General features: G+C 54.4%; 11 protein-coding genes. 2 read left to right on the top strand and 9 right to left on the bottom strand.

Going from position 1 to position 15,354, the window contains the following annotated elements; all coding sequences use genetic code 11:
- Position 1 precedes the first annotated feature (1 nt).
- The 8 genes from MX657_RS16210 to tssB form a co-directional block, all read right to left on the bottom strand.
- On the bottom strand, positions 2-2,356 hold the full coding sequence (locus MX657_RS16210; protein ID WP_346808566.1) for a type VI secretion system Vgr family protein: 2,355 nt from the start codon (positions 2,354-2,356) through the stop codon (positions 2-4).
- Entirely contained in the window at positions 2,356-5,013 is a 2,658-nt protein-coding gene (gene tssH / locus MX657_RS16215) for a type VI secretion system ATPase TssH (RefSeq protein WP_346806170.1), read from the bottom strand. Before tssH ends, MX657_RS16210 begins: the two co-directional genes overlap by 1 nt.
- 162 nt (positions 5,014-5,175) lie before the next feature.
- Positions 5,176-5,667, bottom strand: a complete 492-nt coding sequence (gene hcp, locus MX657_RS16220) for a type VI secretion system effector Hcp (RefSeq protein ID WP_218727063.1) — start codon at positions 5,665-5,667, stop codon at positions 5,176-5,178.
- A 4-nt stretch (positions 5,668-5,671) separates the two neighbouring features.
- Positions 5,672-7,354 (bottom strand): OmpA family protein, encoded by a 1,683-nt coding sequence (locus MX657_RS16225; protein WP_346806171.1) that lies wholly within the window; start codon positions 7,352-7,354, stop codon positions 5,672-5,674.
- Positions 7,354-8,106, bottom strand: coding sequence for a type VI secretion system protein TssL, short form (gene tssL, locus MX657_RS16230; RefSeq protein ID WP_119915414.1), 753 nt, complete (start codon positions 8,104-8,106; stop codon positions 7,354-7,356). Before tssL ends, MX657_RS16225 begins: the two co-directional genes overlap by 1 nt.
- Positions 8,103-9,452, bottom strand: coding sequence for a type VI secretion system baseplate subunit TssK (gene tssK, locus MX657_RS16235; RefSeq protein WP_119915413.1), 1,350 nt, complete (start codon positions 9,450-9,452; stop codon positions 8,103-8,105). The genes tssL and tssK overlap by 4 nt, the downstream gene beginning before the upstream one ends.
- An 18-nt stretch (positions 9,453-9,470) precedes the next feature.
- On the bottom strand, positions 9,471-11,015 hold the full coding sequence (gene tssC, locus MX657_RS16240) for a type VI secretion system contractile sheath large subunit (protein ID WP_080328504.1): 1,545 nt from the start codon (positions 11,013-11,015) through the stop codon (positions 9,471-9,473).
- A 32-nt stretch (positions 11,016-11,047) separates the two neighbouring features.
- On the bottom strand, positions 11,048-11,545 hold the full coding sequence (tssB, locus tag MX657_RS16245; RefSeq protein WP_080328503.1) for a type VI secretion system contractile sheath small subunit: 498 nt from the start codon (positions 11,543-11,545) through the stop codon (positions 11,048-11,050).
- A 791-nt stretch (positions 11,546-12,336) separates the two neighbouring features.
- On the opposite strand from tssB, the gene lpxP reads away from it, so the two are divergent.
- Together lpxP and ypdK are read left to right on the top strand one after the other, a co-directional pair.
- On the top strand, positions 12,337-13,257 hold the full coding sequence (gene lpxP, locus MX657_RS16250; RefSeq protein ID WP_217479226.1) for a kdo(2)-lipid IV(A) palmitoleoyltransferase: 921 nt from the start codon (positions 12,337-12,339) through the stop codon (positions 13,255-13,257).
- Between the two features lie 358 nt (positions 13,258-13,615).
- Positions 13,616-13,687, top strand: coding sequence for a membrane protein YpdK (gene ypdK / locus MX657_RS16255; protein WP_099458937.1), 72 nt, complete (start codon positions 13,616-13,618; stop codon positions 13,685-13,687).
- A gap of 52 nt (positions 13,688-13,739) precedes the next feature.
- Here ypdK and alaC read toward each other — a convergent pair whose 3' ends face one another.
- The gene (alaC, locus tag MX657_RS16260; protein WP_028013978.1) at positions 13,740-14,978 is read right to left on the bottom strand and encodes an alanine transaminase; all 1,239 of its coding nucleotides are present in this window, start codon (positions 14,976-14,978) and stop codon (positions 13,740-13,742) included.
- Positions 14,979-15,354: the final 376 nt, after the last annotated feature.

Here is a 15,354-nt window from a genome sequence, read left to right on the forward strand (position 1 = left end):
CTTAACGTGAAGGGATATTACGTGTTTTGGGCGGCGTCACGCTGGCGTTTGTCTGGCTAAACCTGGGCGGCGTAATGTCCATGCTGCCACCCGCCATCGGTGAGCGGTAATGCGCGGATTTGACCAGGTAATCCCCCGGGGTTTCTTCCAGAATGCCGCCGTTGTCCAGCGTGATACTGGAGCCTCCGCCGTTAAGTCGCAGTTTAGGCGCACTGATGAGCAGTTCATCCATGTTACTGCTGATGGTAAACAGCAGCTCAGATGTCATCTCCATCGAACTCGCCTCTGCGCGGATCTCAACATCCCCCTGATTAGCAATCATCTTCGCCCCGGACTGATGAGCAAACAGCCCGACAGACTCACTGGCAGCCAGCGTGATGTTCTTCATTGCTCCCATATCCAGATGCTGACCTGCACTCAGGATGGTGTTCTGCTTGCTGGTCATCTGAAGATGCTCACCCGACGTGAACGCCACGCCCTGCGGTGCGCAGCCCAGCAGTGCCGCGGACTGAAGGTCTCTCAGGCGGTTTTCCAGCAGTCTGTTCTGGCTTTCGAGGTCACAGGTGAGTGCCTGAGCCTGCTGCGCAAGCAGATTGAGCCGCTTCATTTCGGCCGCTGACTGGTTCAGGCGTTCAATAGCCGGCGCCATATCCAGCATTTTGCCCTGTGCCGCCGGCTGTGCATCAGCAGTCAGGAACATCCCCCGTCCGGCACGCAGCGCCCCGTATTCATCGGTGCGCAGTTCAAAACCAGTTCCGCGGGGCTCACGCTCACTATCTACAACGTGACCGCCGTTGAGTTGCGTCTTGCCAAACGGCGTCGCCAGCTTGAAATGCTCTTCCTGACGCTTGTCTTCCAGACGGAATTTGTTGTCTCCGGCCGTACGCCAGATGTTGCGCGTGTGATTATTACGGGTGACGTGGTCCAGGTGTTCTGAATCGTGCTGAGCATGGGCGATGTAGGGACGGTCAGGGTCACCCCCGTCGAACATCACCGAGACTTCAGTGCCATCAAGCAGCGGGGAGTGGAAGCCATAGGTATCCCCGGCGTACGGTTTCGCCAGGCGAAGCCAGAGGTAGGCATAGCCCTGTTCGGTGCTGTTGCGGTCGAAATCGAGCCGGACACGGTAGCGTCCCTGATTGTCGAGGTAAGCATAGGTGTCATGCTTTTCATCACTTTCCACCCGGGCAGGCAGGGAGCCGGCCACCACCGGGCGGTTCAGCAATGCCGGGCGATAGCAGACCGTTTCGCTGTAAGGAATGCCCGTAAAGCGCAGCTGAAAGCCTTTGTCGCGTGCACCTGAGGTGTGAATACCAGTGATGACGATGCCATTCTTCAACGAGTCAGGCAGTCCACTGCCCTGCGGCTCCAGCACTTCGCCCGGAGTCAGAACCGGCCTGCTTGCTCGCCCCGTGACTGTTTGCTGATCATTGAGGTAGCGCTCATGGCGCAGTCGGGCATACCAGGCACCGCTCTCCGGAGTGTGCTCATCCCCCTGACTCAGGAACGGCTCAGCATAGTGATACACCTCACCGATGGTGGCCCCACTCTGCTGACGAACCGTCACCGAACTGTCCTGCGGGGTCAGCGCATCGCGGTAGTTATAGTCGCGGGTAGCCACACTACCTGTGACCACGTGGTCTGTTGGCCGAATATCCCAGACGCTCTCCTCGCCGTTATCACTGGTGCGTGACGGTGGAATAATGGGTAGCTTCACGCCAAACTGATACTGCATCTGGCTGTCCTGGAAAATCACCACATCCTGTTCAATGCGGCCGTCCATCTCAAAGCGCCAGAAGATACCCACCTCAGCCAGCAGGCGCTGAACAAAGGCCAGATCTGTCTCACGCCACTGGGTGATGAGCTCCCGGGCCGGATAGGTCTGAGACAGACGAAATTCAAAATCCGCTCCTTCCAGCCCATGAGAGCGCAGTAGCTGCTCCACAACTTCCGGTACGGACTGATTGAGATAGATCGCACATCGCTCGGTGTGCTGCATCAGGGCAATACGCGGCACGAGTCGCAGGGCGTAGGTGGTTTCATCCCCCGACACGGAGATGCAGCGGAAATCATCCACCACGCCATAGACCGTACGCACCGGCACGGCTGGCGTACCGTCATAAAGAGGCATCTGGAAGGTAAAGGAAGCGGGTTTAAGCATCAACTCACTGCCGGCAATGCTCGCCGCACAGGTGAAGGTGACATCATAGTGCCACGACTGACTCAGCGTTTCAGTGGCACGATAGCGCAGGACATCGAGAAAATGCGGGCAGTCATGGACGTCCACACGATAGCGGGACAACCCTAGCACTTCGTCCGTTTTCTTCTGTGCCAGACTGGTCGGGTTCTCCATCATCATGCCTCTCCTGTGGTGTCCGTGGCATCAAACTCAAGCACTATCCCCTCTTCGTCATTCCAGCCGAGCGTCAAGGCGTGCGGTTTCTGTTTTGTAGCCATGCGAGTCAGCAGTTGCTGACTCAGCACCGGCAGAATTTGCTGGTTGAGCAGACTGTCGACGTTGCGCGCCCCAGTATCCGGCAGCAGGCAGGCGGCGGTCAGAGTGTCATATAGGCTCTCGTCAATGTGCGTGGTCAGACCGTAGTGACGGTTCAGGCGCTTACTGACCTGTGCGAGTTTCATCTCCACGATGGTACGCATGGCCGCTTCGGCCAGCGGGCGATAAATCACGGTCTGAAAGCGGGCCAGCAGCGCCGGCTGGAAGTGGTCACGCAATATCGGGCGCAGCAGCTCGTGCAGGTCGCCTTCGGTGGCCTCCGGCTGTTCGTCCAGCAACTGCATCAGGTAGTCGCTCCCGAGGTTGGAGGTCATCAGAATAACCGTGTTGCGGAAGTCGATTTCACGCCCTTCGCCATCGCGCATAAAGCCGCGGTCGAAGACCTGATAGAACAGGTTCATGACGTCGCGGTGCGCTTTTTCCACTTCATCGAGCAACACCACGCTGTACGGACGCTTGCGTACCGCTTCGGTGAGGATGCCGCCCTGGCCGTAGCCAACGTAACCTGGGGGTGAGCCTTTCAGCTGGGAAACAGTGTGAGGTTCCTGGTACTCGGATAGGTTGATGGTGATGAGTGACTTCTCACCGCCGTATAGCACATCCGCCAGCGCCAGCGCGGTTTCCGTTTTCCCGACACCACTCGGGCCGACCAGCAGGAACACGCCCTGCGGACCATCCTCGGACGTGAGACCTGTTTTCGCCGCACGCAGTCGCTGGGCGATGGAGTTCAGAGCCATATCCTGCCCGACCACACGTTTACCGATTTCATTTTCCAGGGTCAGCAGTTCGGTCTGTTCATCTTTCATCAAGGAAGATAACGGCACGCCAGTCCAGTCGGCAATTACGTTAGCTACTGTGCGCGTGTCGACATCCACCTGAATCAGCGCATTACCTTGCTGTTCACTTTCCAGTTGCTGCCGAAGCTTCAGGATTTCTGCCTGCTTGCTGACACCCTGACGGCTGGCCATCAGTTGCATAGCAATGGCTTTTTCAGCATCAAAGCGGCATTCTTGCTGCAGAAGGGTGGCTTCAAGCGCATTTTGCTGCTGTTCAATAATGCTCAGACGGTCTTCGTGGTGGCAGCTGCCAGCAGCAATATCCTCCAGCAAAGCCTGCTCTTCGAGTTCAAGAGCCGTCAGTTGTGCTTTCAGACGGACAATGGCTTCCGGTACGGTGTCGAGGCTCATACGCACGCGGGCGGCCGCGGTATCAAGCAGGTCAACCGCTTTGTCCGGCAACTGGCGTCCCGTCAGGTAACGGCGAGACAGGGTGACTGCGGCTTTGATCGCGTCGTCAGTTATCTGCACATTATGATGTTCGGCGTAACGAGATTTGAGACCGCGCAGCATCAGGCAGGCAGTGTCGTCATCTGGCTCATCGACTTTCACCATCTGGAAACGGCGCTCAAGAGCGGCGTCACGCTCAAAATATTGCTTGTATTCGCTCCAGGTGGTTGCGGCAATGGTACGCAGCTCGCCACGCGCCAGGGCTGGTTTCAGTAGGTTGGCCGCATCGGCCCCCCCCGCCTGATTGCCCGCGCCAATGATTGTATGAGCTTCATCAATAAACAGTAAAATCGGGGTGGGCGACCGCTGTACAGCATCGATGACATTTTTCAGGCGCTGTTCAAATTCGCCCTTAACCCCTGCCCCCGCCTGCAACAGACCGAGGTCGAGGGTGCGCAGAGTAACCGGCTTCAGGCTTTCCGGCACGTTGCCTTCGGCGATACGTAAAGCCAGACCTTCGACCAGCGCCGTTTTGCCGACGCCTGGTTCGCCCACCAGAATCGGGTTGTTCTTGCGACGGCGGGAAAGGATATCCACCATCTGGCGGATTTCCGTATCACGACCAAACACGGGGTCAATCTTCCCTTCTTTTGCTTTGGCGGTAACGTCGAGCGTAAATTTATCCAGCGTGTTCTGCAGCGCTGGATCGAGTTCACCTTCTTTCAAGTCCACGCCGACCGGACGACCGACAAATTCCACTCCACCTCCGTAGCTCTGCGAAAGTTCCGCTTCCTGCTGCTTCTCCGGGCGTTCATCTGACTGCGCATCAAGCAGTGGACGCAGACGATCCAACTGACTCTGCCCCAGCGTCAGCAGTGGCCACAGCCCGTTGCAGCGTACCAGGTTTTGTTTTTCCACCAGTGCCATTAACAAGTGCTGGCTTCGGATTTGCTCTTCACCGTTAAGAGAAGCAATCAGCCATGCTTCCTGCATTAGCGTTTGAATAGTGTCAGACAATTGTGGACGTTGACGTATTGAGCGCGGCTGCTTGTCCAGCCAGCCCAGCAAATCCTGCCAGATGGCGTCCATGTCCCACTCGTAGCGGCGTGCCAGCACCGTCAGGTCACCTTCACCCTGCTCCAGCAGTTTCAGCAACCAGTGCTCAGGCAGAATTTCCGTATGGCCGCGGGTCTGACACAGAGAGGCTGCCCCTTCCATGGCGCGAGCGCAGTAAGGGTTGAGACGTCGAAGGAGTATTGCCGGGTTTTCCATGTTTGCTTGCTCACTGTTGAGGACCGTTCAGGCACGCTACCGCCCCTGGCCGTTACCGAGGCCCATAAGGTCTGTTTCCGGGATGTGGTGTTTTTGCTGAGCGCCCGCAAAGGCAGATGCTTAGCAAAAAGAGCGGACAGATAATTTCTGCCCGCTTGCGACTTACGCAGTGGCGCGTTCGTTCCAGGAATCGGAATGAATGATGTTGCCGTCTTTGTAGGTCCAGGTGATTTTTTCGTAACGCAGTTCGATCTGCTCAAGGTGGTTATGCTTCTCGTAAGCAGGATCCTTAATGTCGTGCATCACTGGATTTACTTTCACCACTTTCACGTTTTCCAGTTTGGTGTTGAAGTACTCCACTTCCTGGCCCGCGTCGTTGATTTTGTACCACTTGAATTCAGCAGACTTCAGGGTCTGGCCGGTGGTCACCGCCTTGTACAGATACGGGCTGGACGAGTCGATTTCCTTGGTGAACAGGAACGGAGTATGAATACGCGTACCGGTCAGCTTGCCGGTGTTGTTATCGGTCGGGATGTACAGGTTATGCTGCTGTGCAACCACTTCGATGCTGCCGTCACGATCCTGAACGTCCACGGACCCTTTGATGTCCGCGCCGCCGTCGTCTTTCAGCCAAAGATAAACAGGAATTGCCATGGAATTACTCTCCATTGTGTTGTGATGCGTCATCATCCTGCGATGACGCCTGGGTGTGGCCCGGTATCTGACAGGCATTGGCCTGCGGTACCAGACTGATTTCGACACGGCGGTTGAGCGCGCGGCCCTCCGGGGTGTCATTGGTTGCGACAGGGCGGCTTGCGCCATAGCCCTGCACCGCAAAACAGCTTTCCGGTACGTCACCGGTGTCACGCATCCAGTCGCGTACCGCTGTGGCACGCTCAAGGGACAGCGTCTGGTTCAGTTGCGCATTACCGGTGTTATCCGTATGACCCGCGACCACAATCAGCCAACCCGGTTTGGCCTTAATGCCAACCAGCGAATTGACCAGCATTTTGGTCGAGCCGGTTTTCAGCACCGCTTTGCCGGAGTCAAACAGTGACATACTGTCGAGACGGACAATTTTCGGTACTGGCTTTGGCTTCGGTTTTGGCAGTGGCGGCGGAGGCACATAGGTATCAATGGCCTGCTGTACCGCCAGCCACAGGCGGTTGCCCGGATACAGCCCGAGCCCGTAGCGATGGGGCTCTCCCTGACGCTGCCAGCGCTCCAGCAGCAATGCATCCTGCTGCAGGGCGTGCAGAGCCTGCGCTTTCGGGGAATAGTGGTTCATCGGGATGGCCTGCCAGCGCTGAAGATCTGCGCTGACCTTGCGGATAAACGACTGGTTATGCCGCACGGACAGGGCAATAGCACCCAGGACGCATAACAGCAAAACCATCACCACCCGACGCCCGGTTTTGCCACCCTGCAACGGGGTGGTGTAGGGGGCCAGCAGCGGTAGTACCGCATCGGCAAAATGCCAGCGTGGTTCATAGGTCGTGATACGACCGGCAGGGGCAATGCGGGTCTGACGGAACAATAACTTTGGCCACAGCGCTGCTGCCGAGGTGGATATCGATCCGAGACGCAGGGTGACAGCAAACGGTCGTATGATCGGACACAGCCTGTGCGCTTTGCCCAGTTCGTCCAATATCACAGAATGAAGCAACGATGTCGCCTGTGTCAGGTACGGCTGAATAAAGGCCGTTTGCGGGCACTGCTGCCATTCGCTAAGGATGACAGCAGGTTCATCTTCAGGACACACCAGGGTCGTATTGTCCCGCACCACTATCCAGGGCGTGTCCGGGCCGCTAAATTCGGTGTTCAGAACCACCGGCACGCTATAGCCGGTCAGGTCACGTAACTGCTTCATCTGCTGACGCAGCGCTGTCAGGGAGGCGCGCAACAACGCCTCATCTTCATGCTGGTCCGGCAGACAGCGGTACATCACAGTTAGCTGGCCTGCCATCGTCGGCGTACGGGCCAGAAGACGCTCTGCAAAAGGCGTAAGTCCGGTAAGTTCCGCTACCCGTAGATACCAGCCCTCCGCCGTGCCCCGGCACGGCCCCCCCGCGAACATGGCATCATCCACATCACCGCATACCAGCACCACCGGTCCGGTATGATTTTCCGGTAGAAAGTGACCAGCGTCATCCGTCTGCTGTGCCGGCCGTTTTTGTCGGTAACGCCGATGGATAAGGACAGTGGAAAGCAGCAGTGCGAGCAGCGTCAGGACCGATTTACCTGCAACCGGCCATGCGAGAAACCCCCAGACCAGCCACAACACCGCGACAATACACGGCAATACCGGCAAGGCAGCCCGAGCAAGTGTTCGTCCACGCATTAGGGCTGCTCCGGCAGTTGCTGGTGCAGCAGATCCTGCAACCACAGATGACCACTCAACCACACAGCACCAGTCAGGATCGCCGCCAGTACGGTCCAGAACCATACGGACCTCAGCAGGTTATAGTGACGACGCCCGGTCTTCTGAACCACCAGCGAGGAGCCGGTTTCAAGCGGTGGCACGCGCTCATTCAGTACTGCAATAACTTCATCACGACGGGCCTGCCCCACGCCGGACAACCGGTACTGCCCCTGAAAACCGAGTGCAAGCACCCGCTGGTAACAGGTCAGTACGGCAGGCTCGGGTGCGGGGTGTCGCAATATCTCCGCGATGCGGTCATACAGCGCTTCACCGGCACGCAGTGAGCCAAAGTACACCGCCTGCAGCGGGGCTGAACGCCAGGCTCTCTGCCCCGCGTCCAGCATGGTCATGTTCAGTGCGTCACGGAACGTATCATCAGTGGAATGATTCTCTGTGGCGTCTGTTCCGTTGATATCCGCTACTGCGGCTTTCGGTTCCTGCCTGCGGTTTAGAACGGTTTCATCAAGTAGGGCGCACTGTGCGTAGGTAATGTGATCGATACTTTCTGCATCAAATCCGACCCTGTCCAGCGCCTCACGCACGCTCTCCACCTGCGCTTTACACGCGGCATACAGTGCCGGGCCATCCGTTATCTGGCCGCCGTGACGCAATTGCGCCACTGTGAGCCAGGTTTCTGCCAACAGGGCATCAATGTCGAAGTCCTTTATCATGAGCGCAGCACCGCAAACAGTTCCAGCTCAAGCTCGCCGAGCACGGACGGAACATAAAAGACGCAGACGCCTTGATCCAGCATTTCGCGGGCCGCATTACTCTCCATATCTAGCACAAAGTACTGGTTCTCCAGACGCACCGGTAGCGCAGCAGGCACGCGGCTCAGGGCAATAAGTCCAATACCTTCAACAGCCAGACCGGACACTTCGCCAACATTAGCCGGAGCACCAGCAATACAGACTTCGGCAAAGCGTTCTGCAGTCTGCCAGGCAGGCTGATTTGCCCGAACGGAGAGATAGAAATCGGCTTCATCGCGCAGACGAATATCGTGCAGCACCGCTTTCCAGGTTTCGGGATCCAGGCGATCCATTCGGACAGCCACCACGCGTGACGGCAGGCTGGCTTCCAGCAGTTCGCTGATAAGGTCAAAGAGTGGCGGGAAGGTTTTCTCCGGCGTGAGGTGGTCGTAACCCGGAATAGCATCCAGATCGTGCTCAAGCGAGAAAGTCAGCATACTGCCGGCAAGACTAGCCAGTTCGCGCCAGACTTGCTCAGGATGCCTGTAAGGGAAACGCTCATACTCCGAGAGCACCCGGGCATGCGAATTCAAGGCATTCAGCAGCCAGAAAAGTGAAACATCGGCGACCGCAAAATCAGCCATCCTGTCGTTGCTCTCACGACGCATGGACATCAGCCGCTGACGGCGGGAGCGCAACTGACGATTCAGTAGTGCCAGGCGCTCACACAGATTACGACTTGCCGAAAAGAGTGCCATAGGAGGGATAAAGTCCGGATCCTGACGCCACCCCCCTTGCCCGTCCGGCAACAGACGGGCAATGGCACATCTATCCCAGGCGCCGTTATCTTCATGTCCGAAACGGAATGCCAGATTAAAGCGTGCCACCGCCATCGACTCTTCTTCTTGCCCGAAACGATCGGCGATCGTCTCCCAGGCTTCTCGATAGCGCAGAGGGCGCTCTGCAGGTACTGTATCCGTCTGAACGTTGACGATCCCGGCCTGCATTACTGGTAACGCCACAAACACCGTCACAGGGGCATTATTGGCAGGAGCCGGTGCCTCGATTTCACGCGGCTCCGGTGGCATGTCGCAGAACCGTGTATCGATCAACGTGTCATCCGGGAGCCAGAGACGCAGTGATTGCGCCTGGACCCGGCCGAAGGCCAGCATCGCTTCATCCAGCTCAACTAGACCAACGCCCCATGGAAAGGCATTTCCACGGGCGGCGATGCCGGCCCGGGAAAATGCTTCCCATTCGGACTGCTGCTGAAACTGTTGAGGGGCTAAAAGCGCCCCTTCATTCCATAACGGACGATGAATTTTCATCCCTGATTTCCTCTCGCCTTACGATTTCGCTTTCGGCATCTGGGAAACCAGCGACAAATTGACGTCCATGCCTTCCACCTGGAAGTGCGGGATAGCGTACAATTTCACGCGGAAGAAGCCCGGATTATCCTCAATATCTTCCACCACCACTTTCGCATCACGCAGTGGATGAGACGCCTGGAGTTCATCGCCAGGATCGGTCATTTCGGTCACCAGGCTACGGACCCAGGTATTCAGCTCCAGTTCCAGCAGTCGGCGATCCTTAGTGGTACCAATGTTTTCACGCTGAATCAGCTTCAGGTAGTGGGCGATACGCGACAACAGGAAGATGTACGGCAGACGCGCATTGATGCGGCTGTTCGCCGTTGCATCTGCGGTGTCATACAGCGCTGGTTTCTGCGTGGAGTTAGCCGAGAAGAAGCAGGCGTAGTCGCGGTTTTTGTAGTAGGACAAAGGAATGAAGCCCAGATTCGCGAATTCGAATTCACGGGTTTCCGGGATCATCACTTCGCTCGGGATTTTCACCTGGTTGCCGGTACCAAGATCGTACAGATGGATCGGCAGGTCCTGGACCGCACCGCCAGCCTGCGGGCCGCGGATTTGTACACACCAGCCATTATTGATAAAGCTACGCACCATGTTGGACGCGAAGGCAAACGATGCGTTGGTCCACAGGTATTTGTCGTGATCCGGACCTTTGACTTCTTCGACATAATTGAAGCTGCGAACCGGAACGGTATCCGGGCCATACGGCAAACGACCCAATACGCGCGGCATCACCAGGCCAATGTAGCGGGCATCGTCAGTATCGCGGAACGATTTCCACTTGATGTACTCTGCGCGGTCAAAATAGTTACCAATATCTTTAATCGCCGCGACGTCTTCCATTGACTCTTTGAGGAAGAATTTCGGGCCTGCCGAGCCGATAAACGGCATGTGTGCGGCAGCAGAGACTTTGGAGATATTGCGCAGCAGAGCGACATCCTGCGCTGAAGCGTCGAACTCGTAAGCGGAAATCAGCGCCGCAATCGGCTCGCCGCCTGGGGTGTCATATTCATCAATGTAGGTGTGTTTATAAAGACCACTCTGAATGACTTCTGGACAGTCTTCAAAGTCCTGACGCAGGTCTTCTTTAGACATGCTCAGCAACTCAATTTTCACGTTCTGGCGAAAATCGGTTTTATCCACCAGCGACTTCACGCCGCGCCACAGGCTCTCGACCGCCTGAAACTCTTCATGGTGCATCACGGCGTCAAGCTGACGGCTGATCTGATAATCAAGCTCAGCGATATGGTGATCAATCAGGCTTTTATCCAGTTTTTCGACTTTTGAGCCTGCTTTGGTCAGACATTCCAGAAAGACCTGCATACCGGCTGTCAGACGTTCATCGGCGGTGGCATCCGACATCGCCTGCGCATCTTGCCAGATATCCAGGGCGCTCAGCTCAGAGACAGGGCTCAGATTGATTTTCTCAAACAGGGAGGCGTAAACCCCACCCGCAGCCGGGCGTTCCAGCACCACGCTTTCACCGCCAGAAATATTATTTTGTACAGACATGAGCATTCCTTGATTAATCCGTTAAAACAGCCTGATGGTTACGATTTTTTTGACGCCAGTGCGGATAATTCATTTCGCAACTCAGCGCTAAGCGACTGGTCAAGAACGATTTTTTCCAGCTCCTTTCGGAAAGTCTGGTTATCCAAAAGGTTGGCTTTCAAATCACGGAGCAAGTTGCGCATCGCCAGCATTGCCTTAAGCTGCGGTATCTGGGCCGCCACCTGCTCAGGCGTGAAATCTTTCATGCTCTGGAAAGTCAGTTGAATAGCGTCCTCTCCCCCATCATCAGACAGCGTATTTTTAACGGTCAGATTAACTTTTGGGGAATATTCGGAAAGGACACTGTCAAAATTATTTTTAGTGATGTTAACTTTTTCACGCTCAGATATTGGCGCAGAATCCTGACCATTGCAGAAATCGCCTGTAACCAGCAATTTCAGCGGTAATTCCATTTTTTTGCTTGCTCCGCCAGTATGCAGGTCAAGCTTCAGGTTAATACGTGCCTTCGGCACTTCATTCTGAAAACTGTCAGCCATCTAATCATCCCTCTTTGTTTTGCTAAGCAAACTTCACGGTGTCGTTCTTGATGCGCAATAATAGAATAATGATCGGCACAAAATCAAATGTGCAGATCATTTATCCGTCATGAGGAATTTCTTAAGAATTTTCCACTGAAATATTATTATAGAAAGATTGTTCAACCCAGAAATCACACTGCTCTTTACGCATAAATCGAAGATTTATCTCGAATAAACAATCAAAGTCAGCTAAACGCTAACAAAAACATCGCGTATTGATTTGCATCATAACATTAAGCCCAAAAGCAAAGAAAGGAGCCCTTGACGTTATTTTATGCTGATTAAAAAGAGATATTAAGAAATAATGAAATCTCTCATCTTTATTGATTGCATGAATAATAAATAAGAAATATCACAGAGAATTTTCTTATTCCTTCACCTGGAACGGTAAATAATTTTCTTAGATAAGTGACCAGGCACAAATTATCTCGCCGCCCGTTTTTACCAACTCCCCTGCTGATCAAATGTTGTTTCCATCACCACCGCATGCAAACTGATGTGCTGTTAGCAAGCGAATATAAAAACTGTAAAATCAAATACCTCCCCGATTGCCGCTTTTTTAATCAAAAACGAGTAATAGCACATAACGTATAACGGTGCTACATTACGCCGACCACCCAAATCAGCAGTGATCAGGCAACGCCGTAAAGTTCGGTAAAGCCTGCAACCATCACCTTGAAGAACGGTCTTATTGGCACGTCGTATCGCACTCGCTGCGCTACCTTTACAGGCTCCACATAGGTTTCACTATTTTGTCTCAATCCAAATTTGAACGTGCGTTTTTACACCCGCGTTACTGGTTTACATGGTTTGGTCTTGGCGTTCTCTGGCTACTGGTTCAACTCCCCTATCCTGTGCTGCGTTTGCTAGGGTCGAAACTGGGCAGCGCATCCCGCTATTTCCTGAAACGTCGCGAATCCATCGCGCGCAAAAACATCGAGCTTTGCTTTCCTCAGTACAATGCTGAAGAACGTGAGAAACTCATCTCCGAAAACTTTAAATCTATCGGCATGGCGCTGTTTGAAACGGGCATGGCCTGGTTCTGGCCGGATGAACGCGTCCGCAAGTGGTTTGATGTAGAAGGGCTGGATAACCTTAAACGCGCACAGCTGCAAAAACGCGGCGTGATGGTTGTTGGCGTGCACTTTATGTCACTGGAGCTGGGCGGGCGCGTGATGGGGCTTTGTCAGCCAATGATGGCAACCTACAGACCGCACAACAGTGCGCTGATGGAGTGGGTTCAAACGCGAGGCCGCATGCGATCCAATAAAGCGATGATCAGCCGTAATAATCTGCGCGGTATGGTTGGCGCCCTGAAGAAAGGCGAGGCAGTCTGGTTTGCTCCCGATCAGGATTATGGACGCAAAGGCAGTAGCTTTGCTCCCTTCTTTGCCGTAAAAGACGTTGCGACGACCAACGGTACCTTCGTCATTTCACGTTTGTCGGGTGCCTCCATGCTGACCGTGACGATGGTGAGAAAAGCGGATAAGTCAGGCTACCGTCTGCACATCTCTCCGGAAATGGCTAACTATCCGGAAAACGAGTGTGAAGCAGCAGCGTTTATCAATAAGGTCATTGAAACTGAAATCATGCGCGCACCGGAGCAATATCTCTGGATGCATCGCCGTTTCAAAACGCGCCCTCTTGGCGAAGCCTCCCTCTATATTTAAGCCCTGCATGAAGGTTAGTTTCGCTAAGAAACTAGCCTTTTCAATCACCTGTCAACTCACTGCTAAACCGTCCTTGTTAGCGTCGCCCAAAGTGAATTTATTGCGTTGTGAAATCAAACTGTCGCCGTTCCACGACACTCGTAAGTAGCGGAAATTATTTAAAAAAATCCCTCTTGTCACTCCTCATTTTTAAGCGTACATTAGCGCCGTCTGGCACCAGGAAAGCACAGAATTCTGAGCGGGAGTCATCGGCGTAACGGGAAAATTCTCATTTCTGTTTAGCCGGGATTTCAGTTCTCTATAATCAGTTGGACTCTGTTTTTAAATGCGTACCACAAGATACGCGGAGCGATGAAACGTGAAATATTTCTTTATGGGCATTTCGGTGATCGTTTTAGTCTGGGCCGGAACCTTTGCCCTGATGATCTAGTGAGAACATGCAGTCAAAAAAACAGGAGCCATTTGGCTCCTGTTTTTTTATGTCATGAGGACACGGGGTTTTCAGCAACGCTCTTTGCTGAGAGCAGGCCATCGGCCCGGAACATACTCTTGATGCCCCTCACCGCCTGACGAATACGATCGCTGTTTTCGATTAAAGCAAAGCGCACATGGGTGTCACCATAATCACCAAAGCCGATGCCCGGGGACACACAGACCTTCGCGTCCTGCAGCAGCTTTTTAGCAAACTCCAGCGACCCCATCGCTGCGTACGGCTCCGGGATTTTCGCCCAAACGTACATGGACGCTTTCGGCATCTCTACCATCCAGCCGGCCTCATGTAACCCTTTCACCAGCACGTCGCGGCGACGTTTATACTGAGCAGCAATGTCGTGAACGCACTGCTGATCGCCCTCCAGAGCGGCAATAGCGGCAACCTGCAGCGGGGTGAAGGTACCGTAATCGTGGTAACTCTTGATACGCGCCAGTGCACTTACCAGCGTTTTGTTACCCACCATAAAGCCAATACGCCAGCCCGCCATGTTGTAACTTTTCGACAGGGTGAAGAACTCCACCGCCACGTCACGCGCGCCCGGAACCTGCATTATCGACGGGGCTTTCCAGCCGTCATAGACAATATCGGCGTAGGCTAAATCATGAACCACCAGCACGTCATAACGTTTGGCCAGAGCGACAACCTTCTCGAAGAAATCAAGCTCCACGCACTGCGCCGTTGGGTTCGACGGGAAACCGAGGATCATCATCTTCGGTTTCGGGTAGCTTTCGCGAATAGCACGTTCCAGTTCGTTAAAGAAATCGACACCTTCCACCAGCGGCACAGAGCGCACCTGCGCCCCGGCAATCACCGCGCCGTAGATATGGATTGGGTAACTTGGATTGGGTACCAGCACCGTATCGCCGTGATCCAGCGTGGCCAGCATCAGGTGTGCCAGCCCCTCTTTCGAGCCGATGGTGACAATCGCTTCACTTTCCGGATCGATATCAACCTGATAGCGATCCTGATACCAGCGCGAGATCGCGCGACGTAACCTGGGAATACCGCGCGAGGTTGAGTAGCCGTGCGTATCCGGGCGCTGAGCAACCGTGCAGAGCTTTTCAACGATATGCGGTGGCGTTGGGCCGTCAGGGTTACCCATGCTGAAATCAATGATATCTTCGCCGCGCCGACGCGCAGCCATTTTCAGTTCAGCAGTAATATTGAAAACATAAGGGGGGAGACGATCGATACGCGTGAAACGGCGTTCAGGACTGAATTCAGCCATAGATTCCTCAGATTAACGTTAGCGCCCGGACCGTCCGAGCGACGCTGCCACCGATGTGGCGTGCTTAGAAAATAACCTGAAAAAAAACACGCTGTCGAGAGGGAAATGAAAAAAAAGCGCACGCGCGAAAACCGGAACACGGCCCTGCCTGATAGCGGAAGCATGGGTTCTGATAACGCCATTCCGTTAGCCGTTATTTAACACAATGATATCAAAACAGTTACCTGGCGAACTAACGCTGAGAAAAAATCAGGGCACATCAATCCTCGGTATATAATCCCCTTTGTAAATTACGGTTTTTCCTCATTTGATAAACCTGACGGATAGCTGGTCAATGCGCCTCAGGTTTTTTATGATGGTTCTTTCCCGTTTTCCC

The organism is Enterobacter chuandaensis (assembly GCF_039718975.1).
Taxonomy (GTDB): domain Bacteria; phylum Pseudomonadota; class Gammaproteobacteria; order Enterobacterales; family Enterobacteriaceae; genus Enterobacter; species Enterobacter chuandaensis.

Bases quoted from the DNA above. Each gene is read 5' to 3' on its own strand.
- MX657_RS16210 (WP_346808566.1), bottom strand. From the start codon at position 2,356: ATGATGGAGAACCCGACCAGTCTGGCACAGAAGAAAACGGACGAAGTG.
- tssH (WP_346806170.1), bottom strand. From the start codon at position 5,013: ATGGAAAACCCGGCAATACTCCTTCGACGTCTCAACCCTTACTGCGCT.
- hcp (WP_218727063.1), bottom strand. From the start codon at position 5,667: ATGGCAATTCCTGTTTATCTTTGGCTGAAAGACGACGGCGGCGCGGAC.
- MX657_RS16225 (WP_346806171.1), bottom strand. From the start codon at position 7,354: ATGCGTGGACGAACACTTGCTCGGGCTGCCTTGCCGGTATTGCCGTGT.
- tssL (WP_119915414.1), bottom strand. From the start codon at position 8,106: ATGATAAAGGACTTCGACATTGATGCCCTGTTGGCAGAAACCTGGCTC.
- tssK (WP_119915413.1), bottom strand. From the start codon at position 9,452: ATGAAAATTCATCGTCCGTTATGGAATGAAGGGGCGCTTTTAGCCCCT.
- tssC (WP_080328504.1), bottom strand. From the start codon at position 11,015: ATGCTCATGTCTGTACAAAATAATATTTCTGGCGGTGAAAGCGTGGTG.
- tssB (WP_080328503.1), bottom strand. From the start codon at position 11,545: ATGGCTGACAGTTTTCAGAATGAAGTGCCGAAGGCACGTATTAACCTG.
- alaC (WP_028013978.1), bottom strand. From the start codon at position 14,978: ATGGCTGAATTCAGTCCTGAACGCCGTTTCACGCGTATCGATCGTCTC.